The organism is Arthrobacter sp. GW460-12-1-14-TSB2 (assembly GCF_059423525.1).
In genome coordinates this window covers 293,819-319,777 of record NZ_JBWKYC010000001.1, presented here as the reverse complement: position 1 = coordinate 319,777, position 25,959 = coordinate 293,819, and the positions used below count along the sequence as shown (strand labels likewise).

Below are 25,959 nucleotides of genomic sequence, written 5' to 3'. Positions count from 1 at the left end.
AAGGGCGGCCGTCCAGAGGCCGCCGACCGAGGGGTCCTGCAGAGCCTTTAGGCGGCCGCGTCAGCCTCCAGCAGCAGCATCAGGCCTTCCAGTGCCGCCTCCGCTGATTCAACGCTGTAGCGGGCGGGGAGCGCATCGGGGTCAATCGACAGTTCCACTTCACAGCCGCAGTGGAAATCGGCCGTCATTACCTCGAGCAGGGACCGCGCGTCGACGGGCGCGATGCCCTCTTTTCCGATCCGGACCGGCAGACCGGAATCGGTGACGGCCCGGACAAAGACGGCGGCCGGCCGCGCGTGCAGGCCTATTGGTGATTGAACGATCGCCTTGCGCACTGGCAACAGGACTCCTTTGTTCCGACGGGCTTCGTCCGTCATGACTGCATTCCTGAACAAGCGTAGCGGCGGCGGACTGGGTCACCGAAACCGTCGAGGCGGTGGTCTAGACCTGCCCGCCGGGTGCTCTACCCTTAAAGCATGAATGTTGATGTGAAACGTTGCCATGCCGGCCTCTGATGCAAGCAGGATGGTGGGGGAGATCGACCGCACCAGCGGGACGCCCATCTACGTCCAGCTGCGGGAGCTCCTCAGGGCGCACATCGCGGCATCGTGCCCGCCCGGTTCCTCGCTGCCTTCGGAACGTGACCTTGCCGAACGATTCGGCCTGGCCCGGATGACCGTTCGCCAGGCCATTGACGCGCTGGTCGGTGAGGAAGTCATTGAACGCGTCGTGGGCCTCGGGACGTTCGTCCGGAAGCCGAAGCTCGATCTGCAGGTCAAGCTCACGTCCTACAGTGAGGAAATGCAGCGCCGCGGCATGGTGCCCGCAGCGAAAGTGCTGAGCTTCGAACAGATCAGCGCAAGTGCCTTCCTGGCCCGCGAGCTCCAGCTGGACGAGGGGACACCCCTGGTGCGGTTCAGGCGCCTCCTGCTGGCCGACAACGAACCCATGAGCGTGGATGAGAACTTCATTCCCGCGCATCGGGTGCCGGGGCTGCTTGACGGTGAACCTCCGACATCGCTGTACAACGTCCTGAGCGAACGGTTCGGGCTGGTCATGGAGTGGGGGGAGGACATGATCGAGGCCACCGCAGCATCACCGTCCACGGCAAGGCTGCTCAATGTCGAGGTCGGGTCCCCGCTGCTCAAGATACAGCGGCACGCCTTTGTTGCCCGGTCGATGGTGGACTACTCCGTGTCGTACTACCGGGCAGACCGTTACAAGCTGTGGGTGCCGCTACAGCGACCGGGTGTGCGGCCCACGCGCAACTACGCCTCAGGCTACCGGAACCCCTAGGGAACGCAGAGCCGCGGAACACAGAGCCGCGGAACACAGAAAGAGGCCCGGTCCTTGCGGACCGGGCCTCTTTGTACTGCAATCTCGACCTAGTGGCTCAGAGTCTTCTGTGCTTCGGCCGATTCGACTTCGTGCTGACCGTGGTGGCCATGGGCCGCCTCGAGTTCAGCCGGCGAAGCCGGAGCAACCCTGTCTTCGAAGAAGAAGCGGGAGAGCGCTGCACGGCGCTTTTCCTTGCGGGTAACCACACCGTGTTCGTTCGGAACTGCGGGCAGCGGTACCGGAGATTCGAAGCCAACCAGCTTGTAGCGCTTGTAGTCGTCCAGCGGTGCGTGGACCTCGATGAACTCACCGTGCGGCAGGCGCACGATACGGCCGGTTTCGCGGCCGTGCAGGGCGATTTCACGGTCCTTGCGCTGAAGGGCCAGTGCCACCCGCTTGGTCACGATGAAGGCGATGACCGGGCCGATGAAGAACAGCGCCCGCAGCCAGTACGTGACATCGTTCAGGGCCACGTGGAAGTGCGTGGCGATGAGGTCGGAGCTGGCCGCGGCCCACATCACGCAGTAGAACGTGAAGCCGGCCATGCCGATGGCGGTGCGGGTGGGAGCGTTGCGCGGGCGGTCCAGGACGTGGTGCTCGCGGTCGTCCTTGGTGATCCAGCGTTCAATCCACGGGTACATGAACAGTACGGTGAAGACCAGGCCGGCGGGAACCAGCGCCGGGAGAAGTACGTTCAAGGTCAGGACCTGGCCGAAGATGACGTACTCGAAGTGGAAGTCTCCGATCACACCCGGCATGAGGCGCAGGGCGCCGTCAACCCAACCGATGTACCAGTCAGGCTGTGTGCCTGCGGAAACCGGTGAGGGGTCGTACGGGCCGTAGTTCCAGATCGGGTTGATGGTGAAGAACGCCGCCATGAGCGCGACGACACCGAACACGATGAAGAAGAAGCCGCCGGCCTTGGCCGCGTAAACGGGGCCGAGGGGGTAGCCGACGACGTTGCCGTCGTTGCGGCCCGGGCCCGGGTACTGGGTGTGCTTGTGAACAACCACCATGAACAGGTGGATCACGATCATCAGCAGGATCAGGGCCGGAACCAGGAGGATGTGCAGCATGTAGAGACGGCTGATGATGACGGTCCCGGGGAACTCGCCGCCAAAGAGGAAGAACGAGATGTAGGTGCCGATGACGGGGATCGACTTGATGACGCCGTCGATGATTCGCAGGCCGTTACCGGAGAGGAGGTCATCGGGGAGTGAGTAGCCGGTGAAGCCCGCTGCCATGGAGAGGATGAGCAGGACGCCGCCCACCACCCAGTTCAGTTCGCGGGGCTTGCGGAACGCGCCCGTGAAAAAGACGCGCAGCATGTGTACGGATACTGAGGCCACGAACAGCAGCGCTGCCCAGTGGTGCACCTGGCGCATGAACAGACCGCCGCGGACGTCAAAAGAGATATCCAGCGAAGAGCTGTAGGCAACCGACATTTCGACGTTCTTCAGCGGTGTGTATGAACCGTCGTAGTGCGTCTCCGCCATGGATGGATCGAAGAAGAACGTCAGGAATGTGCCGGAGAGCAGCAGGATGACGAAGGAGTACAGGGCAACTTCGCCAAACATGAACGACCAGTGGTCCGGAAAGACCTTGCGGCCGAACTCACGGAGAATACCCGAACCGCCAACGCGCTGGTCAACGAAGTCGGTAATGCGGCCGCCTTTGGTTTTGGCGACGAAGGCGGGGGCATTAGCTGTTGATGTTGCGCTCATGCTCATCACGCTCCCAGTAACTCGGTCCTACGGGTTCTTTGAAGTCGCTCGTAGCGACCAGGTAGCCCTCGGCGTCAACTGCGATGGGCAGCTGGGGGAGAGGCCGGCTTGCCGGGCCAAAGATAACCTTGCATTCCTGGGTCAGGTCGAAGGTTGACTGGTGGCACGGGCACAGCAGGTGGTGGGTCTGCTGCTCGTAAAGAGCAACAGGGCAACCAACATGGGTGCAGATCTTCGAGTAGGCAACGATGCCGTTGTAGCTCCAGTCCTCGCGGCCCGCGGAAGGCTTGAGGGACTCGGGGTTCAGGCGCATAAGCAGGACGACGGCCTTGGCCTTTTCGTTCAGCTTGCCTTCGTGCAGCTCGTTCAGGCCTTCCGGGATCACGTGGAAAGCCGAGCCGATGGTGACGTCAGAGGCCTTGATGGGCGTGCCGTCCGGGTCACGGGTGAGGCGCTTGAGCTTGCCCTCCTGCGGGGCCCACATGGTGTGTGCAAGCTTGTCGTCAGGGCGGGGACCAAGGTCACCGAAGATGGCCAGTGCGGGCAGCGGAGCCAGCGCCACGGCGCCGAGGAGCGTGTTGCGGATCAGCGGCCGGCGTTTGATGCCGGTTTCTTCGACGATGTCATCAACAATGCGGACTGCCGCCTGGCGGTCGTCCTCGGTGCGGATGGCATGGCGCTCTTCGGAAACTTCATGGTCCGGCATAAGGGCCTTGGCCCAGTGGACAATGCCGGTGCCGATGCCGAGCATGGCAAAGGCGGTGCCAATGCCCAGCAGGGCGTTCTGCAGCCGGATGGTGGCGATCGTGGAGTCGGGTCCAAGATCGATGGCGAAGTACGCCACCAGGAAGATCACGGTGCCCACGACCGAGCTGCCGAAGAGGACGGCAACCTGCCGTTCTGCACGCTTTGCGGCCTTCGGGTCCGTGTCAGCCAGGCGCAAACGATGCGGGGGAATTCCAGGATCCTGGAACTTCTCCACCTCATTCTGACCAGCCGTAGCTACGGTGCCCGAGTGGTTCGGACTGCCGTCACTATGGTTGCCCATAATTCGCCTCATCCTTCTCTCGTCCCGGCAGGTGCCGGGTTAGTTTTCAATTCCATACTGCTGACTCGTCAGCAGGAGTTCTTACAGTTGCGGACGCTGCTAGGACGTCCGGGAGGTCAGCCAGATGGTGAAGGCAATGATGACGCCCAGACCGGCGATCCAGACAAACAGACCTTCGGAAACCGGGCCCAGGGCGCCGAGATCGGCTCCGCCGGGTGAACCGTTGGCTTCGATCTGCTTCAGGAAGGTAATGATGTCGCGCTTGCCTTCAGGGGTGACGTTTGCGTCATTGAAGACCGGCATGTTCTGCGGTCCGGTAACCATGGCTTCGTAGATGTGCTTTTCGGATACATCTGCGAGGGCGGGAGCGAACTTGCCCCGGGTGAGCGCGCCGCCGGCGGCCGCTGCGTTGTGGCACATCGCGCAGTTCACCCGGAAGAGCTCGCCACCTTCTGCAGCATTGCCCTGGGCATCGAGGAGGCCCTCTTCGGGGATGGACGGGCCAGGCCCGAGCGAAGCGACGTAAGCGGACAGCTGGTGGGTCTGTTCGTCGTTGAACTGTGCCGGCTTCTTGTAAGCCTGCGGGCCGTTCATCTGCATGGGCATGCGCCCGGTGCCTACCTGGAAGTCAACGGCGGCAGCACCGACGCCCACAAGTGAGGGTCCGTCCTTGGTTCCGCTCGCACCCATGCCGTGGCACGTGGCGCAGTTTGCGGCGAAGAGCTTTCCGCCTTCTTCAGTGTCGTTCGCACTGAAGCTGGTGGTGGAAGCCTTGGCCTCGTTGACGGTGGTGGCAACGGCGTACAGCCCACCAGTGAGGAGGAGGCCCATCAGCAGCAGCGCTATGGCTGCCAGTGGGTGACGTCGCTTCTGCGAGAGTGCCTTCACGTGGTGGTTCCTTTATTCGATCGTGCGTCGGCTCCGGGAGCCGCTTCTTGAAATTCTGCCTCTTGTAGAAAAAGAGTCAAGTCGGGCTACCTGAGGACGTAGATGACCAGGAAGAGGCCGATCCACACGACGTCGACAAAGTGCCAGTAGTACGAGGTGACGATCGCGGAGGTGGCTTCGAAGTGACCAAACTTCTTGGCGGCGAACGAACGGCCGATGATAAAGAGGAAGGCGATGAGGCCGCCGATGACGTGCAGGCCGTGGAAGCCGGTAGTCATGTAGAAGGCCGAGCCGTATGCATTCGACGAGAGCGACACATGCTCCGAGACGAGCATGGCGTATTCGGTCGCCTGGCCGGCAACGAAGAAGGCACCCATGATGAACGTCAGGGTGAACCATTCGTTCATCCCCCAACGCGTGAATGCAAGGGGGCCGCCGGCGCGGCGCGGCTGGAGCCGCTCAGCGGCGAAGACGCCCATCTGGCAAGTGAAAGAACTTGCCACGAGGACGATCGTGTTTACGAGCGCAAAGGGGAAGTTGAGCTTGGCTGTCTCTTCAGCCCACATCAGTCCGGACGTCGAACGGAGTGTGAAGTACATGGCAAAGAGACCGGCGAAGAACATCAACTCACTGGACAGCCAGACAACGGTTCCTACGGAAACCATATTCGGGCGGTTCAGCGTCGGGTGCGCCGGGGTACTGGGGGCATGGGTCGCAGATGTCACATAGACATTATGTCTGTAAAAGTTCCTCCTGCCCAACGCAAACCGCCTTTTGCCCGGACTTTTTCTACAAAGACGCGAATTCGCGCGGAAAAGTTCCCGGACCGGTTCATATTGGTCATCAGGGCAGCTGCCTCGATAGCATCAGGAGGTGACTTCACAGGCATCTGCACAGGCGGCCGGCAACACCTGGCCCCGGCTCATTTCGGCACTGATCAACGGCACGGACCTGACGGCCGAGAACACGGAATGGGCAATGGACACCATCATGTCCGGCGAAGCCAGTCCGGCGCAGATCGCCGGATTCCTGGTGGCCCTGCGGGCCAAGGGCGAGACGGTGGATGAGATTGCCGGCCTGGTCGAGGCCATGCTGGACCATGCAAACCCCATCGACATCGGCGGCGAGAAACTCGACATCGTGGGCACCGGCGGTGACCAGCTGAACACAGTGAACATCTCCACCATGGCAGCCCTCGTCTGCGCGGGAGCCGGTGCAAAGGTGGTGAAGCACGGCAACCGTGCGTCGTCGTCGTCGTCGGGTTCAGCGGACGTGCTGGAGGCGCTCGGCGTCCGGTTGGACCTGCCGATTGATCGCGTGGCCCGCAACGCCGAAGAAGCCGGCATCACCTTCTGCTTCGCCCAGGTGTTCCATCCGTCTTTCAGGCACACTGCGGTACCCCGCCGCGAACTCGCCATCCCCACGGCGTTCAACTTTTTGGGCCCGCTGACCAACCCGGCGCGGGTCCAGGCCTCCGCGGTTGGCGTCGCCAACGCCCGGATGGCCCCGCTGGTTGCCGGCGTGCTGGCCAAGCGCGGCAGCCGCGGCCTGGTCTTCCGGGGAAGCGACGGTCTGGATGAGATGACTACTACGGGACCGTCCACCGTCTGGGAGATCCGGCACGGCGAAGTCATCGAGCAAACGTTTGATCCGCAGGTTCTGGGTATCCGTCCCGCAACGGTGGAGGAGCTCCGGGGCGGCGACGCCACGGCAAATGCCGCCGTCGTCCGTGATGTATTGCGAGGGGAAGCAGGTCCGGCACGTGATGCTGTTCTGCTGAATGCCGCGGCAGGCCTGGTGGCGTTCGACGTCGATGCCGACGGTCCCCTAGCCGACCGGATGGCGGCTGCACTGAAGCGCGCGGAAGAGTCGATTGACTCAGGTGCCGCAGCAGCCGTACTGGAAAAGTGGGTCGCCCTTACCCAGGGCTAGGGAGGCGACGGGCTTACTGTTCGAAGCCCAGCGCGAAGGCAGCGTCCAGGTCGTGCTGGGAGTAGGCACGGAAGGCGATGTGCGTTGTGGTGTGCACCACCGCGGGAACCTTCGACAGCTTGTCCGCAATGACGTCGGCCAGTTCCTCATGCTTCGCCACCCGCGCGACGGCGATCAGGTCCCATTCCCCGGTTACGGAGTAGACCTCGCTAATGCCCGGAATCGCCGAAATTTCCTCTGCCGTCTCCGGAATGCGGGAGGCGTCTGTCTTGATCAGGACGAATGCGGTGATCACTCTTGACCTTTCGGATAGGTGCGCCCCTGCGGGCACGGCAGGCGTTGCTGTGTGCTGCCAGCCTAGTACATGAGGGGGTGGATCAGCGGAGCAGCCGGCGCCGTTTCAGCCTGCCGGCGGCGGCCGCAATGAGTCGGTACCCCAGGAGGAAAGTGCCCAGGCTCAACAGTGCGACGATGACAAACGGCAGGACCACCGTTTGTCCGGTCACTGCCCGCAGCCCCATCCCCAGGGCCACGGCCCCAAGCCAGACGGCGACGCCCGCGGGCCATACGCGCAACGGCGCCCGCCACACCCGCAGCCCAAGCCACGCTATGGCCGCTCCGGCCAGGAACGGCCAGGCGGTCAGGAGAACCCCGGTGATCACATCCCCGCGATGGTGGGCGTCCCGGCCGATGGCTGCGAACGTCAGGATCAGGGCAGCGTCGGCAAGGGCGGCAAGCAGCACCGCATTCCTGGCGGTGGTGACGCGGACGGGGGCTGGATCAGTACTGGAAGGCATATCTCCAACAGTAGTTCCGGTTTCCCGCTGCTACGACCTGACGTGAGCGCCCGGGGCGGCCGTACACTGTGACCGGGGACCCATTCCCCGCCGCCTTATTGCGTCACCCGCCAGCTAATCCCGGACGGCAGCATGAGACTTGTCCAGATCGCGCAACATGCCAGCGACCTCCAGCGGGCTGCGGAATTTTATGCCGCGCTGCTCGGTGCGGAGCCCCGTGCCGTGTTCGACCCGCCCGGTTTGCTGTTTTTTGACCTTGACGGCGTCCGGCTACTGCTCGAGTCCGGAGCGCCGTCGGCCCTGGTGTACCTGGCGGTCGCCGACGTCAGGGACTCGGTGGCCCGGCTCCGGAGCAGGGGAGTGGAGATCGTCGCTGAACCCGGTGTGATCTTCAGCCACACAGACGACCGTCTGGGCCCCGCAGGGACCGACGAGTGGATGGCCTTCATCCGCGACAGCGAGGGCAACACCGTTGGACTGGTCAGCCAGCTGCCGCACTAGTGGCTAGTTCCGGTGGAAGTATCAGGCTTTGCTGGCCGCGATTTTCGCCGCAAAAGCGACAAGTACGACGCCGGCGATGCGGTCGGTGGCTTTGCCCGCCCCAGGGGACTGCAGCCAGCGCCGGGCATACTGCGTGGCAACAATGATGCCGGCGAACCAGAGCATGCCCTCAACGTTATGGACGAGGGGGAGCAGTATGCCCATGAGCAGGGGCGGCACATCCTGGGGCAGGAACTGCGGGATCATGGCCATGTAGAAGACACCCACTTTCGGATTCAGCAGGCTGGTGGTGACGCCCGTCAGCCAGGCGCTCCTGGCGCCCGGTCCGCCCTGCGGCGATGCCGCCGGCAACGCCGGGCTGCTCCTGAAAGTCCTGATGAACATCGAGACGCCCAGCCATGCCATGTAGCAGGCACCGGCCACCTTCAGCATCGTGAAGGCGGCCTCCGAGGCAGCCAGCAATACGGACGCACCGAGGGCGGCAGCCACACCCCAGGCAACGGTGCCGGTGCAGATTCCCGCAGCCGTTGCAAAAGCAGGAGCGCGGCCGTTGCTGATTGCCGTGCGAAGCACCAGGACGGTGTCCAGCCCGGGAATTATGGTCAGCAGGGCAGCGACGAGGGCGAACTGGAGGAGGGCGTCGGCGACGGACATACTCGATGATAACGGGGGGCGGTCCGGCTCGGGCGGGCCATTGTGCCGGCAACCGGGCCCGGCTAGGCTCGCAACGCGACTGAAGCGTCGCCGTCGGGAATCCGTTCCGGCGCTGCCTGCGAGATGAGGGAACACTGTGACCCAAAAGATCACCACCTGCCTGTGGTTTGATACCCAGGCCGAGGAAGCCGCCGACTTTTACGTCTCGGTCTTCGACGGCTCCAAAATCCTCAACGTGGCGCGTTACGGCGAGGGTGGACCCGGCCCCGCCGGCCAGGCGATGACGGCGGAGTTCGAAATCGAGGGCCGGAAGTTCCTTGCGCTCAACGGGGGCCCGGCGTTCACGTTCAACGAAGCTGTTTCCTTCGTGATCGACTGCTCCTCGCAGGAAGAAGTGGACCGCTACTGGTCGGCGCTGACCGCAGGTGGCACCGAAAGCCAGTGCGGCTGGCTCAAGGACAGATTCGGAGTGTCGTGGCAGGTGGTGCCGTCCGTCCTGGGGCAACTGTTGGGAGGCCCTGATCCTGACGGTGCGCAGCGGGCCATGCAGGCGATGCTGGGTATGCGGAAGCTTGAGATCGCCGAACTTCAGGCCGCTTACGACGGGGCCTGAACGAACCCGGCCCCGGGCCCGGGACAGGGGAGTGGACCACATGCCATCCGGCCCTACCCGGCCAGGGACTGCCGGACGATAATCGGGAATACTTACCCCGGCACCTGAATGGAGGCATTCGCGATGTCTGTTTACACGCTCGGAATCTGGCTGGTGAAGCCCGGCAGGGAGAATGATTTTGTGCAGGCCTGGCGGGACCTCGCCAGAAAGACACAAGAGGATTTCCCCGGGGCAAAAGCCATCCTGATGCACGACCGCGATGTTCCCAACAGGTTTATCAGCACGGGCCCGTGGGAGTCGCTCGAACAGGTTGAAGTGTGGCGCGCCTCGGACGTCTTCACACAAGGATATGACGCCATGCGAGGGTTGCTGGAACACTTTGAACCGCACACCCTGGATGAGGCCGCGAGCATCGGTTGAGAGCGGGAGGGAATCCTGCTCAACGTCAACGGAGGGGGACCGCGATGACGGAAACGAAGGGCGATGCTGCAAAACCTTCGACGCCAGGCGAGGGCGGTGCGACGGAAACGCGCCGCGCTCCGGCATGGAAGGTCAAGTACGGCTGGAGCGAGGACCCTGACGAAGTGGTCCACATTGTCTGTTGCCGGGATCTGGACTGGCGGCGGGCAATGTGCGGCTATGAGGAACCGGAGATGACGATCGCCCGTGATCCGCAGATCCTGTGCTCGATGTGCATGGAAGTCTTTGGGCGGGCGCTCGGACCGGGGCCATGTCCCATCGATGATCAACCGTGCCCTGACGACGAGGAAATAGACCGGATAGTCGACGAACGCACATCCTGATCCCGCAGATCCTGATCCCGCGGGGGATGCCCAAATTCCGAACTACTGGCACCCCTGCGTATCGAGTTGGTGCGTATTCGCCTCGGAACAGGCGCTCATTATTGGGTGTAGCTGCGATTCGTTAGCGTCCGGCCGCGCCTTGCTCGAGTGCTCGAAGAGCTCCGGGAAGTGCGTAGACACTGTTGATGAAGCCGAGCTGAATATTGAGATCTGGCCGAACCGTGCCTTGCTCAAGGCCCCAGACTTTCGTTCCCTTGCGTCGTATCCAGCCGGTCGTCCGGTTGACCCAGCGTTCATAATCCGTCGATATTGCTGCCATTGCGTCGGCCTGCGATCCGAGCTGGCTGACGCCTATGACTTCACTGCCGATTTCGGCGGGGACCCAGAGAAGCACTGGGGAGGCATTCGGGTCCACCAGAGCTTCGTCGTGGGCAGGGTGTAACCGGTCCCAATTGAGCCTGTTGAAGACGCCGGCTTTCGTCGGCTGATCCATCACGCCGTCACCCTGGCGGATCGGCACCGGTGGGCCGAGGTCCCGATTGACTACCATCACCTGCGGGGTGGCGAGGGCGGCCTCACGGCTGAGGGCATCCAGGGGATTTCGAACAACTGGCCACGGATGCAAAGTGACTTTGTCCGGTTCTCCCAAGTAGTCGAGTAGCGTCGCTTGGTCCTCAAGGGTCCCAAAGTAGAAGGCGGCAGTTACCATGCTTGGAAGTCTCGCACGAGCTCGCGTAATGGCGCCCTATTCACGTGCGCTCACTGGCATAACGCGTCCAAGCTTCTCCTGCGGCATCTGCGTGGAGGAATGCGACCTGGTAGCTGTAGCCGAGTGCTTTGGCGACCAGTGGTGGCGGGGTGACGGAGAGGTGCTCGTCCCGTGCCGTGTTCCGTGATCCGAGGAGTTCAATTCCGAGGCCACGGAGCCTGAGCATGATCGTGTTCGGGTGGAGGTGCTTGCCTGCCCTGGTTCCGGGGAAGAGCCAGTGGCTTTCTGCACCTGATGCTGTTCGGAGGTTGGGGCGGTTCCGGACGTGCTCGCTGAGGAGTTCCGCGAAAGGCGGCGGGACAGGCACTGGATGCGTGCCGAGGGAGATCGTGATCGTGCCGGTGGTGTCGTTGATGTTGACCGCGCAGGTCAGAGGCGTCTTTTCTTTCATTCGGCGCACAAGCCCGGCCCACCCAGTCATGGCCGGGAACATCGATTGGAGTCGGAGAAAACCCCTGAACGCCGCCGCGAAAGGCGCCTCGAACGCGTGGCGCGGAATTCCGCGGGAGAGGGCCTGAATGATTCACCTGATGAGATACGCAGAGTACTACTTTACATAATGTAGATTATCGGCGTTAGAGGGGAGAAGTCCGACCAGGCGAGAGGGGGCCTGTTTTCCGCCCGTTTTCCGTGTCGTGGTTACGGCTGATCGTGCCGTGCTTAAACCGCGTTCCGTTCACCATGAAGCTCGGACGTTCAGCCGCCGACGTAAGCCGCGAGGTGCTCGCCGGTCAGCGTCGAGCGTCCTGCAACGAGTTCTGCCGGGGTTCCTTCGAAAACGATCCTGCCGCCGTCGTGCCCGGCGCCCGGGCCGATGTCGATGATCCAGTCAGCGTGAGCCATGACGGCCTGATGGTGTTCGATCACGATGACAGATTTGCCGGAGTCGACAAGCCTGTCCAGCAAACCCAGCAACTGCCGGACATCGGCAAGGTGGAGGCCGGTGGTCGGCTCGTCGAGGACGTACACGTCGCCCTGCTCGGCCATCTGGGCGGCCAGCTTCAGCCGCTGGCGCTCACCGCCGGACAGCGTGGTGAGCGGCTGGCCCAGGCTGAGGTAGCCGAGCCCGACGTCGGAAAGCCGCGCGAGGATCTTATGGGCAGCCGGAACCTTCGCGTCGTCTGAATCGAAGAAAACCGTCGCCTCGGTCACCGGCATCTCAAGCACCTCCGCGATGTTCCGGCCGCCCAGCGTGTATTCCAGGACCGATGCCTGGAACCGCCGGCCTTCGCAGTCCTCGCAGGGCGACTCGACCGTGGCCATAACGCCAAGTTCGGTGAAGATGACACCGGCACCGTTACAGGCGGGACAGGCGCCTTCGGAATTGGAGCTGAAGAGCGCCGGCTTGACGCCGTTGGCCTTGGCAAACGCCTTGCGGATCGGCTCGAGGAGGCCTGTGTACGTAGCAGGGTTGCTGCGGCGCGAGCCCTTGATGGCTGCCTGGTCGATGACCACCACGCCGTCGCGGCCGGCAACAGAGCCGTGGATCAGCGAGCTCTTCCCGGAGCCCGCTACCCCCGTGACGACGCAGAGCACGCCGAGCGGGACATCGACGTCCACGTCCTGGAGGTTATGCGTCGATGCGCCGCGGATCTCCAGTTTGCTGGCTGACGTACGAAGAGCGTCCTTCAGGACCGCCCGGTCGTCGAGGTGGCGCCCGGTGGTGGTATCGCTCCCCCGCAGCCCCTCGACGGTTCCCTCGAAACAAAGCGTTCCGCCGGCCGTACCTGCACCCGGTCCCAGGTCGACGACGTGGTCTGCTATGGCGATCGTCTCCGGCTTGTGCTCGACCACCAGCACCGTGTTGCCCTTGTCGCGCAACTGGAGCAGGAGCCGGTTCATGCGCTCGATGTCATGCGGATGCAGGCCGATCGTCGGCTCGTCGAAGACATAGGTGACGTCGGTGAGCGACGAGCCCAGGTGGCGGATCATCTTGGTCCGCTGTGCCTCTCCCCCGGACAGCGTCCCGGCCGGCCGGTTAAGCGAGAGGTAGCCGAGGCCTATTTCGGCGAAGGAGTCGAGCAGGTGCTGCAGTCCTTTGAGCAACGGCGCCACTGAGGGCTCGTTGAGGTCACGGACCCAGTCGGCAAGGTCGGTGATCTGCATCTCGCAGAGCTCGGCGATGTTCTTGCCCTGGATCTTCGAGGTCAGGACGTTCTTGGTCAGCCGCGTGCCTTCACAGTCGGGGCAGGTCTGGAACGTCACGGCCCGCTCGACGAACCGGCGCACGTGCGGCTGCATCGCCTCGGGGTCCTTGGAGAGCATCGACTTCTGCATCTTGGGGATGATGCCTTCGTAGGTGAGGTTGATGCCCTCCACCTTGATCTTGGTGGGCTCGGCGTACAGCATCGTGTCGAGCTGCTTCTTGGTGAACTTGGCGATCGGCTTGTCCATTGGCAGGCCGACTCCCTCGAACAGCCGGCCGTACCAGCCGTCCATCGAGTAGCCGGGAACCATGAGGGCGCCGTCGCTGAGTGTCTTGCTGTCGTCGTACAAGGCGGTGAGGTCGATGTCGCTGACATTGCCCATGCCCTCGCAGCGCGGGCACATGCCGCCCAGGTAAACAGCCTGGCTGACAACGCTCTTCTCGACGCGGCCGCCCCGGTCGGTGGACATGACGCCGCTGGCCTTGCGGGTGGGCACGTTGAATGAGTATGCCGTTGGCGGGCCCACGTACGGGCTGCCCAGGCGGCTGAAGAGGATCCGCAGCATGGCGTTGGCGTCGGTGGCGGTGCCGACCGTGGAGCGCGGGTTGGCACCCATCCGCTCCTGGTCCACGATGATGGCCGTGGTCAGGCCCTCGAGGAAGTCGACGTCGGGCCGCGCCAGGTTGGGCATAAAGCCCTGCACGAACGCGCTGTAGGTTTCGTTGATCATCCGCTGCGACTCGGCGGCGATTGTCGCGAAGACCAGTGAACTCTTGCCCGATCCGGAGACGCCCGTAAACACCGTCAGGCGCCGCTTAGGGAGCTCCAGGCTGATGTCCTTGAGGTTGTTCTCCCGCGCACCCTGCACACGGATCAGGTCGTGAGTGTCGGCTACATGCAGCGCGGACGACTGCGGGTCCGACGTGGTGGCCATGGTCATCGTCTCTCCATCTGCTCATCGGGGCCGCCTCGTGGCATTCGCCGGGCGGTCACCTGGCTCAATCTAACCAGCCTCAAGGGGTCCGCCGGGCTTCCTACCGTATGGTAGCCACCATTGTCTTAAGGCGAAAGCTCACTGAGAATGAACCATGACGGTCTACCTGAGGTCCCTGGAAACTGCTGTCCCGCCCACCGTACTCATTCAGTCCGAGGCCCGTGATGTGTTTGCTGCCCAGCCGGGGCTGACCAGGCTGGGGTCGCGGCTCGTGAACACCTGTTTTGATTCCGCCGCCATCGACACCCGCCATACTGCCGTCACGGAGCTGACCAAAGAGAGCCGTGCCGACGATCCACAATTTTTTGACCCCGATACCGGCCTGGTACTGAGTCCCAGTACGAAGGTCAGGAACGACATCTTCGGCCGCGAAGCCACCAAACTCTTCGTGGAGGCTGCCAAAGCCGCGCTTGATGCCTGTCCCGGCGTCGAGTCAGCTGATATCACCCATCTGGTCACGGTCTCGTGCACCGGCTTCTTCAACCCGGGTCCTGACTACAAAATCGTCCGCGCACTGGGCATGAACCCGGCTGTGCAGCGCTACCACCTTGGCTTCATGGGCTGTTACGCGGCTTTTCCGGCCCTGCGTGCCGCCAAATCCTTCTGCGAGGCGGACCCCGACGCCGTGGTCCTGGTGGTCTGTGCCGAGCTCTGTTCGCTCCACGTCCGCACCTCCAACGACCCCGACACCATCATGGGCTCGGCCCTGTTTGCGGACGGCGCCGCTGCCGCGGTCGTCTCGGCGCGGGACATCCCCAACGGGAACCCCCTGTTGCGGCTGGACCACTTCGAGACTGTGCTCACTCCGGTCGGCGAGGAATCCATGGCATGGAACATCGGCGACGAAGGCTTCGAGATGGTGCTGGGCAACTACGTCCCCCACATCATTGACGACCACATCATCGGCGCACTGGAGCCGCTGCTTGCGCGCGACGAATCCCTGCGGGGACTCCCCTACCGGGACATCACCCACTGGGCCATCCACCCCGGCGGGCGGAGCATCCTGGACAAGGTGCAGTCCCGGCTTGAGCTCACGGACGAGCAGCTGGTTCCTGCCCGGGAAACCCTCCGCAAATTCGGCAACATGAGCAGCGCCACGGTGCTTTTTGTCCTCAAGCACATCGCCGGACTCCCGCCGCAGGACGGCGACGAACGCATCTGTTCGATGGCGTTCGGGCCGGGGCTCACGGTGGAAACGGCGATGTTCACCAAGGTGCGTGCACCGCTCGCAGGATCTTCACCCGAGGCAGCCGGGGAGTCCTCAGTACTGCCTGCTGCAGCACGGACAGAGCCGTCGCTCCTCTGATGGCAGCCCGTTTGATGGCTGGCTCGGGATGGCTGCGCGAGCGGGACGTCCACGCCCTTGAGGAAATGGACCGTCCCGGCTGTGATCCGGCGCGGCTGGACCGCACGTACGCGCAGTTTTCCGTGGTGAACAGGGCCATTGCCGGGTGGCGCGGAATCTACCGGACCCATCTCCGGCCCGTTCTCTCAGCCACAGAAGTGACGACGTTGCTGGACATCGGCTGCGGCGGCGGGGACGTGCCCGTAATGTTGGCGGCGTGGGCGGCCAGGGACCGGCGGAGGGTGGAGATCACGGCCATTGATCCGGACCGCCGGGCCTTCGAGTTCGCCCTGCGCCGCAGGCGCGTCGACGGCGTGACGTTCCGGCAGGCGTCAACTGCCGGCCTGGTAGCCGAGGGACAGCGCTACGACGTCGTCCTGTCCAATCACGTCCTGCACCACCTGGACACAGTTGAACTACCGCAGTTCCTTGCCGAATCGGCGCTGCTATCCCGCGGCCACGTCCTCCACAACGACATCCGCCGCAGCCCCGCCGCGTACGCGCTGTTCTACGCCGTTTCGTGGCCGTTTCCCGGATCCTTCATCAGGGACGACGGGCTGACGTCCATCCGCCGCAGCTACACGGCGGCGGAACTCCAGGCTGCCGCTCCCCCGGGCTGGGCCGTTGCGCCCCGTTTCCCCTTCCGCAACCTGCTCACTCTGGACCGGACCAATCGCGGTGATTGACGTCGTCGTGGTGGGCGGCGGGCCGGTGGGGATGTTCCTGGCGGCCCTCCTGCTGCAGCACGGCGTGTCGGTCCGGATCCTGGAACAGCGCGCGGTGCCCAACGCCCACTCCCGCGCCATCGGCATCCATCCCCCGTCGCTGGAAGCCCTCGACTGCATCGGCGTAGCGTCCGGCCTGGTAGCGGAGGGCGTCCGGATCCGCCGCGGAGTTGCCATCGGGGGCGGCGTGGAAGTGGCGGGAATGTCCTTCGACTCCGTGTCCCGGCGCTACCCGTTCGTGTTGTCCGTTCCGCAGGCGCGAACGGAAGCCGCCCTGGAACGGCGCGTCCGGGAGCTGGACCGCGGCGCGCTTCTCCGCGGCGCAACCGTAACGGGAATTCACGACGACGGGACGTCAGTTGCGGTGGACGTCCTCACCGCCGGCGGGGAATCCAGGATTCATGCGTCCCTGGCAGTGGCCGCGGACGGGGTGCGCTCCACTGTCCGCCAGCTGCTGGACGCCCCCGCCCGGCTGAAGGTGTATCGCGACAGGTACCTGATGGGAGACTTCGCCGACAACACGGCGTTCGGCCCGGACGCAGCCCTTTTCCTGGAAACCGCCGGCATCGTGGAGTCCTTTCCGCTGCCGGGCGGAGTGCGGCGTTGGGTGGCCAGATTGCCGGGCGCCCTGGTCGCTGCTGGCGCTATTCCGGGTGCGCCGACTCCCGGCAGCCTGGCGCGGATCGTGCAGGAGCGGACCGGGATCGCGGTCGACGCCGGCACCAGTTCGATGCTGAGCAGCTTCGGCGCCCGTACCCGGCTGGTGGAGCGCATGGTCCACGGGAGGATCACGGTCATCGGTGACGCCGCCCACGAAATCAGCCCTATAGGCGGCCAGGGCATGAACCTGGGCTGGCTGGATGCTGCTGAACTGGTGCCGGTCATCCTCCGCCGGCTGGCGCGGACCGGGCTGGAGCGGGATCTCCGGTCGTTTGAAGGTCACAGGCTGCGGGCGGCCGCTAAGGCTGCCCGGCAGGCGGAAATCAACATGGTGCTGGGCAGGCCGTTGGCGCATCCGTGGTGGACAGTCAGGAACCGGCTGATCGGATGTGCGGCGGGCGTGCCGGCGGTCAATTCACGCGTGGCCGCCCGGTTCACCATGCACTAGGGATTCACCGCTGCAGCGGACTACTCCGCACCTGCCGGGTCCGCCTCTGAATCACTGCCGAAGTAGCAGTCGTAACTGTCCTGACTGGTGATTCTTCCGTCGCGGACCTCGAAGACCGATGTGGTGCGGGCCCGGATTGTTTCGCCGGCGTCCCAGTAGCGCAGGTCCATCAGCAGCGTGGCCGACCAGTCCGCTTCCAGGACCACGCGGCCTCCTTCGCATGTGGTCCGCCGGACGTCGAAACGCTGTCCGGACACCACCTGGCGGCTCTGATCCGCCCCCGCCAGCACCTGCGCACGGCTGCGAGTGGACCCTTCCGGCGCGAGCAGGTGCGGCGCTTCTGCCAGCGTGAAGTCCTCGGCCAGGAAGCTGTCCACTTCAGCGGCGCCGCCGGCCTCAATGGCGCGGACGAATCCTAGGACACAGTTGAGCGGAGTCTGTTCGGTCATGGAACGAGGGTAGCCCATGGCCAGGCGCCCGGATTCAACGGGCCTTTAGACTGCTGGCATGGACGGCGCAGCGCAAGGGAAGCGACGGTGGTCAGCAACAGCCGCCGTCGTACTCGCTGCTGCGGTGGCAGTTCCGGCGCTGCAGGGCTGCAGCACGGAGGCGGAGGTGGCCGCACCGTTGACGGCGGAACTCAACCAGTTCAGGGACAACTACGGCAGGCAGATCATCGAGATCCAGCTCAGCAACACGTCGTCCGTGCCGCTAACGGTCTTCAGTGCTGAGGTGTCCAGTTCCCTGTTCCCGGCGGGCACATCCTGGCGGGCAATGCCGGAGGGCACCGAAGTGCCACCGGGCCAGACAAAAAGCCTGCCGGCCATGCTGCCGGCGCCAGCCTGCGGCAGCCCTGGGGCGGATGCCGACGCAGATACCTCGGCCGGCGCGGCACCGGCGGAGGTCAAGGTGTCCTTCCGCCAGGGCTCTACATCCAGCGACGTGCATTTGCCGGCAGCGGACCCCTTCGGAGTCCTGCCACGTAACCGCGCTGAACTCTGCCTTGCGCAGGAAGCCGGGCGCATCGCCCGGATGGATCTCGCCCCGGAACTGGAGGTTGCGGCGGACGGCCGGACCGCCGTCGTACGCCTTCAAGTGACGCCCCGCGCGGCCGAAGCCGGGACACCGCGCACCCTGACCATCGAAAGCGTCGAGGGCACCACCCTTCTCGCCGAAGCCCCGAACAGTCCGTGGCCGCGCGGAGTCATGGTTGCTGCCGGCGGGAGCCCCGGCGAGTTCCGACTCCGGTTCCGCCCCGCCCGCTGCGATCCGCATGCCGTCGCTGAAGACAAGGTGGGAACCCTGCTGCCCCTGCGCCTCGATGTCGGTGGACGGCGCGGCGTGTTCAAGGTTCCTGCCGGTGCCGCCCTGACGGGCCGGATCCACGCGTTCGTCACGGCGGCCTGCACGGCGCACTAGGCTTTTCCCATGCTTCATGTCGCGAACCCCACCCCGTTCAGCAACGCCCGGATCAGGGAAACCGTCCAGGAGATCCTCGCCGCCGGGGTGCTTCCGCCCATTGTGCAGGCCGGCCATCCGGTGCTCCGGCAGCAAGCTGCACCGTACGACGGCCAGCTGGACAGCGCCGAACTCGCCGCGCTCATCGCGCTGATGCGTGAGGTGATGCATGACGCGCCCGGTGTCGGCCTGGCGGCCCCGCAGCTCGGCATTCCCCTGCAGCTCGCCGTCCTCGAGGACCAATACGACGTCGACGCCGATACTGCCGCTGTCAGAAACCGGACACCGCTGGAGTTCTTTACGGTCATCAATCCGAGCTATTCCCCAGTGGGGACCGGCGCCGCGGCCTTCTTCGAAGGTTGCCTTTCGCTCCAGGGCCTGCAGGCCGTGGTGTCGCGGCACGAGTCAGTGCGCCTCGACTTCACCGACGCATCGGGAACCACGCTGCAGCGGGATTTCTCCGGCTGGCAGGCGCGTATCGTCCAGCACGAGACGGACCATCTGCAGGGTGTGCTCTACATCGACAAAGCCGAGCTGCGCTCCCTGAGCAACAACGCGGAATACGGTGCGCGGTGGGCCCACCCGGACATTGGCCTCGCCCGGCAGGAGCTGGGTTTCCTGCCGGACGAACCCGCGGACTAGGGGTTGGACCGGGTGGGCAGGTAGCGGGACCACCAGCGCAGGATTTCCTCGAAGCGCTGCTTCCGGTGGTGCGGGGTGCCGGACCGGGACAGCTCGTGGTTTTCGCCCGGGAAGACAAGGAACGCAGCGTCCACACCCTGCTGCTTCAGTGCCGTGAAATATCGCTGGCCCTGTTCCACCGGGCAGCGGAGGTCTTCTTCACTGTGGATGACCAGCGACGGCGTGCGGACGTTGCGGACGGTGGCCATGGGGCTTTGGGCGGCCATCTGTTCCGCTGAGCTTCCGGTGTACTCGCCGCCGAAGAACCAGCCGATATCCGAGGAGCCGACGAAACTGACCGGATCGAGGAATCCGCGCTCCACGATGGCCGCTTTGAAACGGTGGTCCTGGCTGATGGTCCACGCCGTGAGGTATCCGCCGTAGGAACCTCCCATGATCCCGAGCGAACCGCCGTCGAGCTCCTGGAACTTTGCCAGCGCGCCGTCGAGGAAGGACAGGACGTCCAGCATGTCCACGGTTCCCATCTTTTCCTTGATGGCACGCCCGTGGGCCTGGCCGTAACCGGCAGAGCCGCGGGGGTTGCACATGAGCACCGCGTAGCCGGCCGCGGCGTATACCTGCGCTTCGTCGAACAGGGCCACGGTGTACTGCGAGAAAGGCCCGCCGTGGATGTTGAGCAGGACGGGGTGCGGACCTTTTCCGGTCGGCAGCACCAGCCAGCCGTGGACCGGGTAGCCGTCAGCCGCATCGAAGGTCAGTTCCCTGGGCTCAATAATCTCGGCCTGAAGCCGCAGTTCGGCCGAAAAATCCGTCAACAGCCTCAGCTGGCCGCCCTCCAGCGCCGCGACGTCCCCCGCTGTGGCGGCGTCGCAGAGGCTGACGAACAGTGAGCCGCCCGCGGACGCAGCGCCTGTGACGACCCGGTCTCCGTGGACCAGCAGCGAGTGGTTGCCTGTTGCTCCAAACTCGAGCAACTCAACCGTTCCCTGCGCGTTGTTCAGGAGCAGTACCGAATCGGGTCCGCGGAGCTCCAGTTCCCCGGAGCCTCCGGCAAGGTCCATCATTTCCACGTCGCTGAGGACGCTGGCGTCGCCGCCTTCCGCCGGCATCACGTACAGGGCCGTATTCCGTGCCACAAAGTCCTGGCCGGACTCGCCGAGTTCCTGGGCGGTGTAGAACAGCCACTTCCCGTTCCTGGACTGGCGTGCGGCACCGATCGTCTGGCGCCCGCTGTTGGCCGCTTTGATGGATTCCGGCTCACCGCCCGAGGCTGCCACCCGGTACACACCGGCTTCCAGGTCACGGTCACTGCCTTCGTGAAGGGCCGCAACGAAGTACACGGATTGTCCGTCCGCGCTGAACGATTCACCGCTGTGGTCTGCCGCGGCAAAGGTCAGTTGCCGCGCGGCCGGGAGCAGTTCGCTCGCCGCCGCATCGGCTGCGGCTTCGCGGGCGTCGGCGTCTGCCGCCGGACCGGGGCCCGCCGCCGGATCTTTCGCTGCGGGCTTGCGGGCCTTCAGCGCCCGGCCAACCGGCGCCACGCGCGGTTCGTCGTCCAGTTCGGGGACCTCCACGATGAAGAGCTGGAGGGGCTTGTCCGCCGTATACCCGACGCCGTTCATCCGGTATTTGTAGTCCGTGATCAGCCTTGCGTCCTCAGCACCGGCGGATACGCCGTCCAGCGTGCCGTACCGGCCGTCGTCGGGCGTTCTGGCACCGAAGACAATGCTGCGCGAATCGGGAGACCACGCAAAGGATGAGACGCCGAGCCTGGCGTTGGTCAGGACCTGCGGTTCGCCGCCGGCCGCCTCCACGACGTGAAGCTGCGGCCTCCCGCCTGCCGTCGCGCGCAGGAACGCCAGCACCAGCCCGTCCGGCGAAAAAGCCGGGGCAGTGTCGCGGAAACCGCGGGTCAGCCGGCGGGGCAGCTTCTCCGGATCCAGCGGCACGGTCCAGAGCTGGCCCACGTAGGTGTCGGCGTCGAAATCGGGGCGGACCACCGAAACCACGGCCCGGCTGCCGTCAGGGTGGACGGCGGGGGCGGAAACGGACTTCAGCAGGGGCAGATGTTCAGGCTTCACGCCTGTGAGCCTAACGGCTCACGCATGACCTGTGAAATAACTCACGCCGCGCCCGGTCGCGGTGCTTCAGGCCGTGGAGCGCCGGGGACGGCGCCCCCCGCCGCGGCCCTAGGATTGGGTGCATGCTTCCCGACGCCGCCCGTTTGCTCCTGTGCCCCGTCTGCCGGAACAGCCTTACCCTCCGCGGAAACCGGCTGGCCTGCCCGGAGGGCCACAGTTTTGACGCGGCCCGGCAGGGCTACTTCAACTTGCTGGTGGGCAAGGGCACTGTCTTCGAAGCCGATACCGCCGCTATGGTGGCCGCCCGCTTCGACTTCCTGTCCAGCGGGCATTACCGGCCGCTTGCCGACGCGGTCGCGGAACTGGCCGCCGCCGCGCTTCGCGGGGCGGACGCTGCGGTGCTGGATGCCGGAACGGGAACCGGACATTACCTGAATGCGCTGCTGGCGGTGGCCCCCGCGTCCGCCATCGGCCTGGATATTTCCAAATTCGCGCTGCGGCGCGCGGCCCGGATGAATCCCGACGCCGTCAACCTGGTCAGCGACGTCTGGCAGCCGCTTCCGGTCGCGGACGCAGCTGTTGACGTCGTCACGGTCGTTTTCGCGCCGAGGAACGCCGCGGAATTCGCCCGCGTGCTCCGCCCCGGCGGGCGGCTGATCGTGGTGACCCCGCGGTCAGGCCATCTTGCTGAAATAGCGGGACAGACCGGCATGCTCGGGATCGAGCCGGCCAAGGAGGAGCGGCTTGCCGCCTCCCTGGCCGGACACTTCGCCCAGCGCTCCACCCGGGAGTTGGACCTGGATCTAGGGCTTGAACCGGCCGACGTCGGCAATCTGGCCCTGATGGGGCCCGCCGGACACCACTTGGATCCCGCAGCCCTGGACGCCATCATCGCGGCGCTGCCGCCCCTCACGCAGGTCTCGGCCCGGTTCCGGATCAGCGTGTTTGAACCCTTGGAGCAGCCGCCCGCATAACGACTTGACTACTTTCCGAACGTGCCAAACGGTCCCCTCCTGCGCCCCGCCGCTTCGGTCTAGGATGGAAGGACAGTTACTGAGGGCCTGCGTCCGCAGCCCCGGGGACGGAGGGGGAACGCATGTTTGAATGGCTTAACGAGAACTGGTGGGCACTGTGGCTCACCGTTTTCCTGGCGTTTGCCGTGGTGGAGATGCTCACCCTGGACCTCTTCTTCATCATGCTGGGAGGCGGAGCGCTGGCCGGACTGCTGGCTGATTTCGCCGGTGCCGACTTCTGGCTGCAGATCGTGGTCTTCTGCGTAGTCTCACTGCTGATGGTGGTCTTCGTCCGTCCGGTTGCGCTGAAGCACCTGAAGAAAGGCCCTGCGGAGCAGCGGACCAACATCGACCGCCTGATCGGCGAGTCCGCCCTCGTCATGGAGACGGTCAGCACCTCCTCCGGGCTGGTCAAGATCGGCGGGGACGTCTGGAGCGCACGCTCGGAGAACGGCGTCCTGAACGCCGGGCAGCGAGTAGTGGTTTCGGCCATCGAAGGAGCCACCGCGGTGGTGGCGCCACAGCCGGAGACGGCCGTCCAGTAGGACCGGCAGCGCCAGCACGCAAGGACATTTTTCCGGCCGCCGCCACCGGCGCCGGGCACGCGGCGGACCACCGCCGCAAAATAGCAAGGCACATAACTGGGGAATAGGTGATGTATGGATATCGCAGTCGCAATCGTGCTGCTGGTTCTCGTTGCGTTCGTAATAATAGTGCTGGTCCGGTCGGTGCGGATCGTCCCGCAGGCCCGCGCCGGCGTCGTGGAACGGCTCGGTAAGTACCAGCGGACCCTGCTACCGGGCCTGACCATCCTGATTCCCTTCGTGGACAGGCTCCTGCCGCTCCTGGACCTTCGCGAGCAGGTTGTGTCATTCCCCCCGCAGCCGGTTATCACCGAGGACAACCTCGTCGTTTCCATTGACACCGTGGTCTATTTCCAGGTCACGGACGCCAGGGCAGCCACCTACGAGATTGCGAACTACATCCAGGCGGTCGAACAGCTGACCACCACCACACTCCGAAATGTTGTTGGCGGCCTGAACCTCGAGGAGGCCCTGACCTCCCGCGACCAGATCAACGGCCAGCTTCGCGGCGTACTGGATGAAGCGACCGGCCGCTGGGGCATCCGGGTTTCCCGTGTGGAACTGAAGGCCATTGATCCGCCCCACTCCATCCAGGATTCGATGGAAAAGCAGATGCGTGCCGAACGCGACCGCCGCGCAGCCATCCTCACGGCCGAGGGCACCAAGCAGTCGGCCATCCTCACGGCGGAAGGGCAGCGCCAGTCTTCCATCCTGAAGGCCGAAGGTGATGCCAAGGCTGCCATCCTCCGCGCCGACGGTGAAGCCCAGGCCATCCAGAAAGTATTCGACGCCATCCACAAGGGCAACCCGGACAACAAGCTCCTGGCCTATCAGTACCTGCAGACACTGCCGAAGCTGGCCGAAGGTTCCTCCAATAAGCTCTGGATCATCCCCAGCGAAGTCGGGGAGGCCCTGAAGGGCATCGGCAATGTCCTCGGAGGCAACAATGCTGATCCCCGCACCGGCGGTCTCTTCGGCGGCGGCAGTGATACCAAGGCGGACGACGGCGGCACTGGCGGCGGCACCGCCGCCAACCACGGGGGCACGCAGCCCGCGGACCCGCGGCAGCCTCTGTAGGCAACAACGTCCGGCATTGGCCGCGGGAGGTGTCCGCGTTGCGGGCACCTCCTTGCGCCTGCGGCAGCGTCCGGCTTTACGCGCCGGGAAGTTAGCCCGTATAATGGGATATTTGTCCGGCCGGTTCAGACCTGCTGGAACAATCAAGCTTGGCAAAGCGTTGTGTCTAATGATGCAGGGCAGTGCAAACAGTAGTCCGAGGCGTGAGCTGCCCCGGCTAGCGCGGAGCCTGGCTCCGCGAACCGACCAAAGGGAGAAATCATGAGCGATCGCAGCCTCCGGGGCATGCGTCTTGGCGCACAGAGCATGGAGACCGAATCCGGTGTTGAGCCGGCTCCGCGCCAGCGGGTTGAGTATCGTTGCGAGGACGGCGAGCAGGTCTTCGTTACCTTCTCCTCCGAAGCCGAGATTCCTCCGGTGTGGGTTTCGAAGACCGGCAAGGAAGCCTTGCTCGTTGACGGCGAACGCCCCGTCAACAGCAACGAGAAGGCCGTGCGCACGCACTGGGACATGCTCCTGGAACGCCGTTCACTGCCCGAGCTCGAGCAGATCCTCGAAGACCGTCTGACCATCCTTCGCGAACGCCGCGGCGAACGGCGCTCGGCCTAGACCAGCGCCCCCCGCGAAGTCGAGAACGCAAGGGCCGGGCCCGTAACCTCTTGGAGAGGTTACGGGCCCGGCCCTTTTCTTGTGTCCGGCTAGTGCCCGATGTTCAGCACGGGCCGACTAGGACGTGGCCGAACCGCGGCCTGTGAGCTTCCGCCAGCGGGCGGTGAGTCCCCACTTGGTGACGTTGATCATGGCTTCCACCACGATGTTGCCGCTCATCTTGGAAGCTCCGAGTTCCCGCTCCACGAACGTGATGGGTCGTTCCACGATCTTCAGGCCCATTTTGGCCACCCGCCAGGCGAGGTCCACCTGGAATCCGTAGCCGACGGAGTCCACCTGGTCCAGGTTGAGCTTCTCAAGCGTCGTCCGCCGGAAGGCGCGGTAGCCGCCTGTGACGTCCTTGATTTTGATGCCCAGCATAAGGCGGGCGTACGTGCTGCCGATCCGTGAGATGGCCTGGCGGTACAGGGGCCAGTTGACCACGCTGCCGCCCGGCACCCAGCGGGAGCCCATGGCTAGGTCTGCGCCCTCTTCCACGGCGTCCAGGAGCTGCTGCAGCTGCTCGGGCTGGTGGGATCCGTCGGCGTCCATTTCCACCAGGATGTCGTACCCGGCTTCCAGCCCCCACTTGAACCCGGCGATGTAGGCGGCTCCCAGGCCGGCCTTGCCTTCGCGGTGCAGAACGTGGACCTGGCTGTCCTCCGCGGCGATGCCGTCCGCAAGCTGTCCGGTGCCGTCCGGGCTGTTGTCGTCCACCACCAGCACATCGGAAGCCGGGACGGCCGCGCGCAGGCGTGCGAGTGTCTTGGGCAACGATTCCAGCTCGTTATAGGTCGGGATGATGGTGAGGACACGCACAGCGAGGCCCTTTCCTTGATGGGAGCGGTCACGCGCCACGAAGCCGAACAGAAGTGAGGGCTTTAAGGCGCAAGTCACCATTATAGGGAGTTTGCGCTGGCGGGGCGCGTCACGCGGGCGGGCCGCGGGCAGGTCCACATGCCTCGGGCCAGTTGCGTCCGGATTCGATGTGCCTCGGCGGAACTGTTTTCTGCTGCAAAGTGGACCTGCCCCCGGGACTGCCACGGTCTGGCCCGACGGCAGGTCCGGGC

The 25,959-nt window shown here is 64.8% G+C and carries 29 protein-coding genes; 15 read left to right on the top strand and 14 right to left on the bottom strand.

All coding sequences use genetic code 11. The features are described 5' to 3' along the window. Positions 1–47: 47 nt before the first annotated feature. Positions 48–377 carry an HPr family phosphocarrier protein gene (locus AC07YR_RS01540; protein WP_436057721.1) on the bottom strand — a complete coding sequence of 110 codons (330 nt, stop codon included), beginning with the start codon at positions 375–377 and terminating at the stop codon, positions 48–50. A gap of 124 nt (positions 378–501) precedes the next feature. Here AC07YR_RS01540 and AC07YR_RS01535 point away from each other — a divergent pair, with 124 nt between their 5' ends. Beyond that, a complete protein-coding gene (locus tag AC07YR_RS01535; RefSeq protein ID WP_347894505.1) occupies positions 502–1,296 on the top strand; it encodes a GntR family transcriptional regulator in 795 nt (264 codons plus the stop codon). Between the two features lie 89 nt (positions 1,297–1,385). Here the strand turns inward: AC07YR_RS01535 and qcrB are convergent, their stop codons facing one another. The 4 genes from qcrB to ctaE all read right to left on the bottom strand — a co-directional run bounded on the left by qcrB (position 1,386) and on the right by ctaE (position 5,723). Further along, positions 1,386–3,062, bottom strand: a complete 1,677-nt coding sequence (qcrB, locus tag AC07YR_RS01530) for a cytochrome bc1 complex cytochrome b subunit (RefSeq protein ID WP_055803140.1) — start codon at positions 3,060–3,062, stop codon at positions 1,386–1,388. Continuing rightward, entirely contained in the window at positions 3,040–4,110 is a 1,071-nt protein-coding gene (qcrA, locus tag AC07YR_RS01525; RefSeq protein WP_028269176.1) for a cytochrome bc1 complex Rieske iron-sulfur subunit, read from the bottom strand. Before qcrA ends, qcrB begins: the two co-directional genes overlap by 23 nt. A 99-nt stretch (positions 4,111–4,209) precedes the next feature. After that, on the bottom strand, positions 4,210–4,998 hold the full coding sequence (qcrC, locus tag AC07YR_RS01520) for a cytochrome bc1 complex diheme cytochrome c subunit (RefSeq protein WP_028269177.1): 789 nt from the start codon (positions 4,996–4,998) through the stop codon (positions 4,210–4,212). A gap of 86 nt (positions 4,999–5,084) precedes the next feature. Continuing rightward, complete coding sequence (gene ctaE / locus AC07YR_RS01515; protein ID WP_436057719.1) at positions 5,085–5,723, bottom strand: aa3-type cytochrome oxidase subunit III; 639 nt, start codon at positions 5,721–5,723, stop codon at positions 5,085–5,087. Positions 5,724–5,871: 148 nt separating this feature from the next. On the opposite strand from ctaE, the gene trpD reads away from it, so the two are divergent. Then, positions 5,872–6,930 (top strand): anthranilate phosphoribosyltransferase, encoded by a 1,059-nt coding sequence (trpD, locus tag AC07YR_RS01510; protein ID WP_436057718.1) that lies wholly within the window; start codon positions 5,872–5,874, stop codon positions 6,928–6,930. 13 nt (positions 6,931–6,943) lie between these two features. Here trpD and AC07YR_RS01505 read toward each other — a convergent pair whose 3' ends face one another. Both AC07YR_RS01505 and AC07YR_RS01500 read right to left on the bottom strand, forming a co-directional pair. Further along, a complete protein-coding gene (locus tag AC07YR_RS01505) occupies positions 6,944–7,225 on the bottom strand; it encodes an Lrp/AsnC family transcriptional regulator (protein ID WP_055803137.1) in 282 nt (93 codons plus the stop codon). Positions 7,226–7,307: 82 nt separating this feature from the next. Continuing rightward, positions 7,308–7,727: a DUF3054 domain-containing protein gene (locus AC07YR_RS01500; RefSeq protein ID WP_436057717.1), complete on the bottom strand. Its 420-nt coding sequence runs from the start codon at positions 7,725–7,727 to the stop codon at positions 7,308–7,310. Between the two features lie 132 nt (positions 7,728–7,859). Between AC07YR_RS01500 and AC07YR_RS01495 the strand changes: the two genes are divergently transcribed. Beyond that, positions 7,860–8,228 carry a VOC family protein gene (locus AC07YR_RS01495; RefSeq protein ID WP_436057716.1) on the top strand — a complete coding sequence of 123 codons (369 nt, stop codon included), beginning with the start codon at positions 7,860–7,862 and terminating at the stop codon, positions 8,226–8,228. Between the two features lie 21 nt (positions 8,229–8,249). Here AC07YR_RS01495 and AC07YR_RS01490 read toward each other — a convergent pair whose 3' ends face one another. After that, positions 8,250–8,882 (bottom strand): LysE family translocator, encoded by a 633-nt coding sequence (locus AC07YR_RS01490; RefSeq protein WP_494732851.1) that lies wholly within the window; start codon positions 8,880–8,882, stop codon positions 8,250–8,252. 136 nt (positions 8,883–9,018) lie between these two features. Between AC07YR_RS01490 and AC07YR_RS01485 the strand changes: the two genes are divergently transcribed. From AC07YR_RS01485 to AC07YR_RS01475, 3 genes are all read left to right on the top strand, one after another. Continuing rightward, positions 9,019–9,495, top strand: a complete 477-nt coding sequence (locus AC07YR_RS01485; RefSeq protein ID WP_494732850.1) for a VOC family protein — start codon at positions 9,019–9,021, stop codon at positions 9,493–9,495. Positions 9,496–9,618: 123 nt separating this feature from the next. After that, positions 9,619–9,915, top strand: coding sequence for an antibiotic biosynthesis monooxygenase family protein (locus tag AC07YR_RS01480; RefSeq protein ID WP_494732849.1), 297 nt, complete (start codon positions 9,619–9,621; stop codon positions 9,913–9,915). A 44-nt stretch (positions 9,916–9,959) separates the two neighbouring features. Continuing rightward, on the top strand, positions 9,960–10,298 hold the full coding sequence (locus tag AC07YR_RS01475) for a hypothetical protein (protein ID WP_436057714.1): 339 nt from the start codon (positions 9,960–9,962) through the stop codon (positions 10,296–10,298). Positions 10,299–10,419: 121 nt separating this feature from the next. Here the strand turns inward: AC07YR_RS01475 and AC07YR_RS01470 are convergent, their stop codons facing one another. From AC07YR_RS01470 to AC07YR_RS01460, 3 genes are all read right to left on the bottom strand, one after another. After that, positions 10,420–11,007: a hypothetical protein gene (locus tag AC07YR_RS01470; protein ID WP_436057713.1), complete on the bottom strand. Its 588-nt coding sequence runs from the start codon at positions 11,005–11,007 to the stop codon at positions 10,420–10,422. A 40-nt stretch (positions 11,008–11,047) separates the two neighbouring features. After that, positions 11,048–11,458 (bottom strand): site-specific integrase, encoded by a 411-nt coding sequence (locus tag AC07YR_RS01465; RefSeq protein WP_436057712.1) that lies wholly within the window; start codon positions 11,456–11,458, stop codon positions 11,048–11,050. Positions 11,459–11,763: 305 nt separating this feature from the next. Further along, positions 11,764–14,154, bottom strand: coding sequence for an ATP-binding cassette domain-containing protein (locus AC07YR_RS01460; protein WP_436057711.1), 2,391 nt, complete (start codon positions 14,152–14,154; stop codon positions 11,764–11,766). A 148-nt stretch (positions 14,155–14,302) separates the two neighbouring features. Here AC07YR_RS01460 and AC07YR_RS01455 point away from each other — a divergent pair, with 148 nt between their 5' ends. The 3 genes from AC07YR_RS01455 to AC07YR_RS01445 are packed head-to-tail and all read left to right on the top strand — an operon-like array spanning position 14,303 to position 17,386. Further along, positions 14,303–15,514 carry a type III polyketide synthase gene (locus AC07YR_RS01455; protein WP_494732848.1) on the top strand — a complete coding sequence of 404 codons (1,212 nt, stop codon included), beginning with the start codon at positions 14,303–14,305 and terminating at the stop codon, positions 15,512–15,514. 14 nt (positions 15,515–15,528) lie between these two features. Beyond that, positions 15,529–16,239, top strand: coding sequence for a class I SAM-dependent methyltransferase (locus AC07YR_RS01450; RefSeq protein ID WP_055806601.1), 711 nt, complete (start codon positions 15,529–15,531; stop codon positions 16,237–16,239). Then, positions 16,232–17,386, top strand: coding sequence for an FAD-dependent oxidoreductase (locus AC07YR_RS01445; protein ID WP_494732847.1), 1,155 nt, complete (start codon positions 16,232–16,234; stop codon positions 17,384–17,386). Before AC07YR_RS01450 ends, AC07YR_RS01445 begins: the two co-directional genes overlap by 8 nt. A 20-nt stretch (positions 17,387–17,406) precedes the next feature. Here AC07YR_RS01445 and AC07YR_RS01440 read toward each other — a convergent pair whose 3' ends face one another. After that, complete coding sequence (locus AC07YR_RS01440; protein ID WP_494732846.1) at positions 17,407–17,835, bottom strand: nuclear transport factor 2 family protein; 429 nt, start codon at positions 17,833–17,835, stop codon at positions 17,407–17,409. 58 nt (positions 17,836–17,893) lie between these two features. Here AC07YR_RS01440 and AC07YR_RS01435 point away from each other — a divergent pair, with 58 nt between their 5' ends. Then, positions 17,894–18,805, top strand: coding sequence for a hypothetical protein (locus AC07YR_RS01435; protein ID WP_494732845.1), 912 nt, complete (start codon positions 17,894–17,896; stop codon positions 18,803–18,805). 9 nt (positions 18,806–18,814) lie between these two features. After that, the gene (locus AC07YR_RS01430) at positions 18,815–19,486 is read left to right on the top strand and encodes a peptide deformylase (RefSeq protein ID WP_494732844.1); all 672 of its coding nucleotides are present in this window, start codon (positions 18,815–18,817) and stop codon (positions 19,484–19,486) included. Here AC07YR_RS01430 and AC07YR_RS01425 read toward each other — a convergent pair. Continuing rightward, a complete protein-coding gene (locus AC07YR_RS01425) occupies positions 19,483–21,567 on the bottom strand; it encodes a S9 family peptidase (protein ID WP_494732843.1) in 2,085 nt (694 codons plus the stop codon). The two genes, AC07YR_RS01430 and AC07YR_RS01425, sit on opposite strands and share 4 nt — an antisense overlap. A gap of 122 nt (positions 21,568–21,689) precedes the next feature. Between AC07YR_RS01425 and AC07YR_RS01420 the strand changes: the two genes are divergently transcribed. The 4 genes from AC07YR_RS01420 (at position 21,690) to AC07YR_RS01405 (ending at position 24,850) form a co-directional block, all read left to right on the top strand. Beyond that, a complete protein-coding gene (locus AC07YR_RS01420; RefSeq protein WP_494732842.1) occupies positions 21,690–22,541 on the top strand; it encodes a putative RNA methyltransferase in 852 nt (283 codons plus the stop codon). Positions 22,542–22,663: 122 nt separating this feature from the next. After that, entirely contained in the window at positions 22,664–23,125 is a 462-nt protein-coding gene (locus AC07YR_RS01415; RefSeq protein ID WP_055805686.1) for an NfeD family protein, read from the top strand. 114 nt (positions 23,126–23,239) lie between these two features. Beyond that, positions 23,240–24,241, top strand: a complete 1,002-nt coding sequence (locus AC07YR_RS01410) for an SPFH domain-containing protein (protein WP_436057703.1) — start codon at positions 23,240–23,242, stop codon at positions 24,239–24,241. A 261-nt stretch (positions 24,242–24,502) separates the two neighbouring features. After that, positions 24,503–24,850, top strand: coding sequence for an RNA polymerase-binding protein RbpA (locus AC07YR_RS01405; RefSeq protein ID WP_026266329.1), 348 nt, complete (start codon positions 24,503–24,505; stop codon positions 24,848–24,850). A 117-nt stretch (positions 24,851–24,967) separates the two neighbouring features. Here the strand turns inward: AC07YR_RS01405 and AC07YR_RS01400 are convergent, their stop codons facing one another. After that, positions 24,968–25,708 carry a polyprenol monophosphomannose synthase gene (locus AC07YR_RS01400; RefSeq protein ID WP_436057702.1) on the bottom strand — a complete coding sequence of 247 codons (741 nt, stop codon included), beginning with the start codon at positions 25,706–25,708 and terminating at the stop codon, positions 24,968–24,970. Positions 25,709–25,959: the final 251 nt, after the last annotated feature.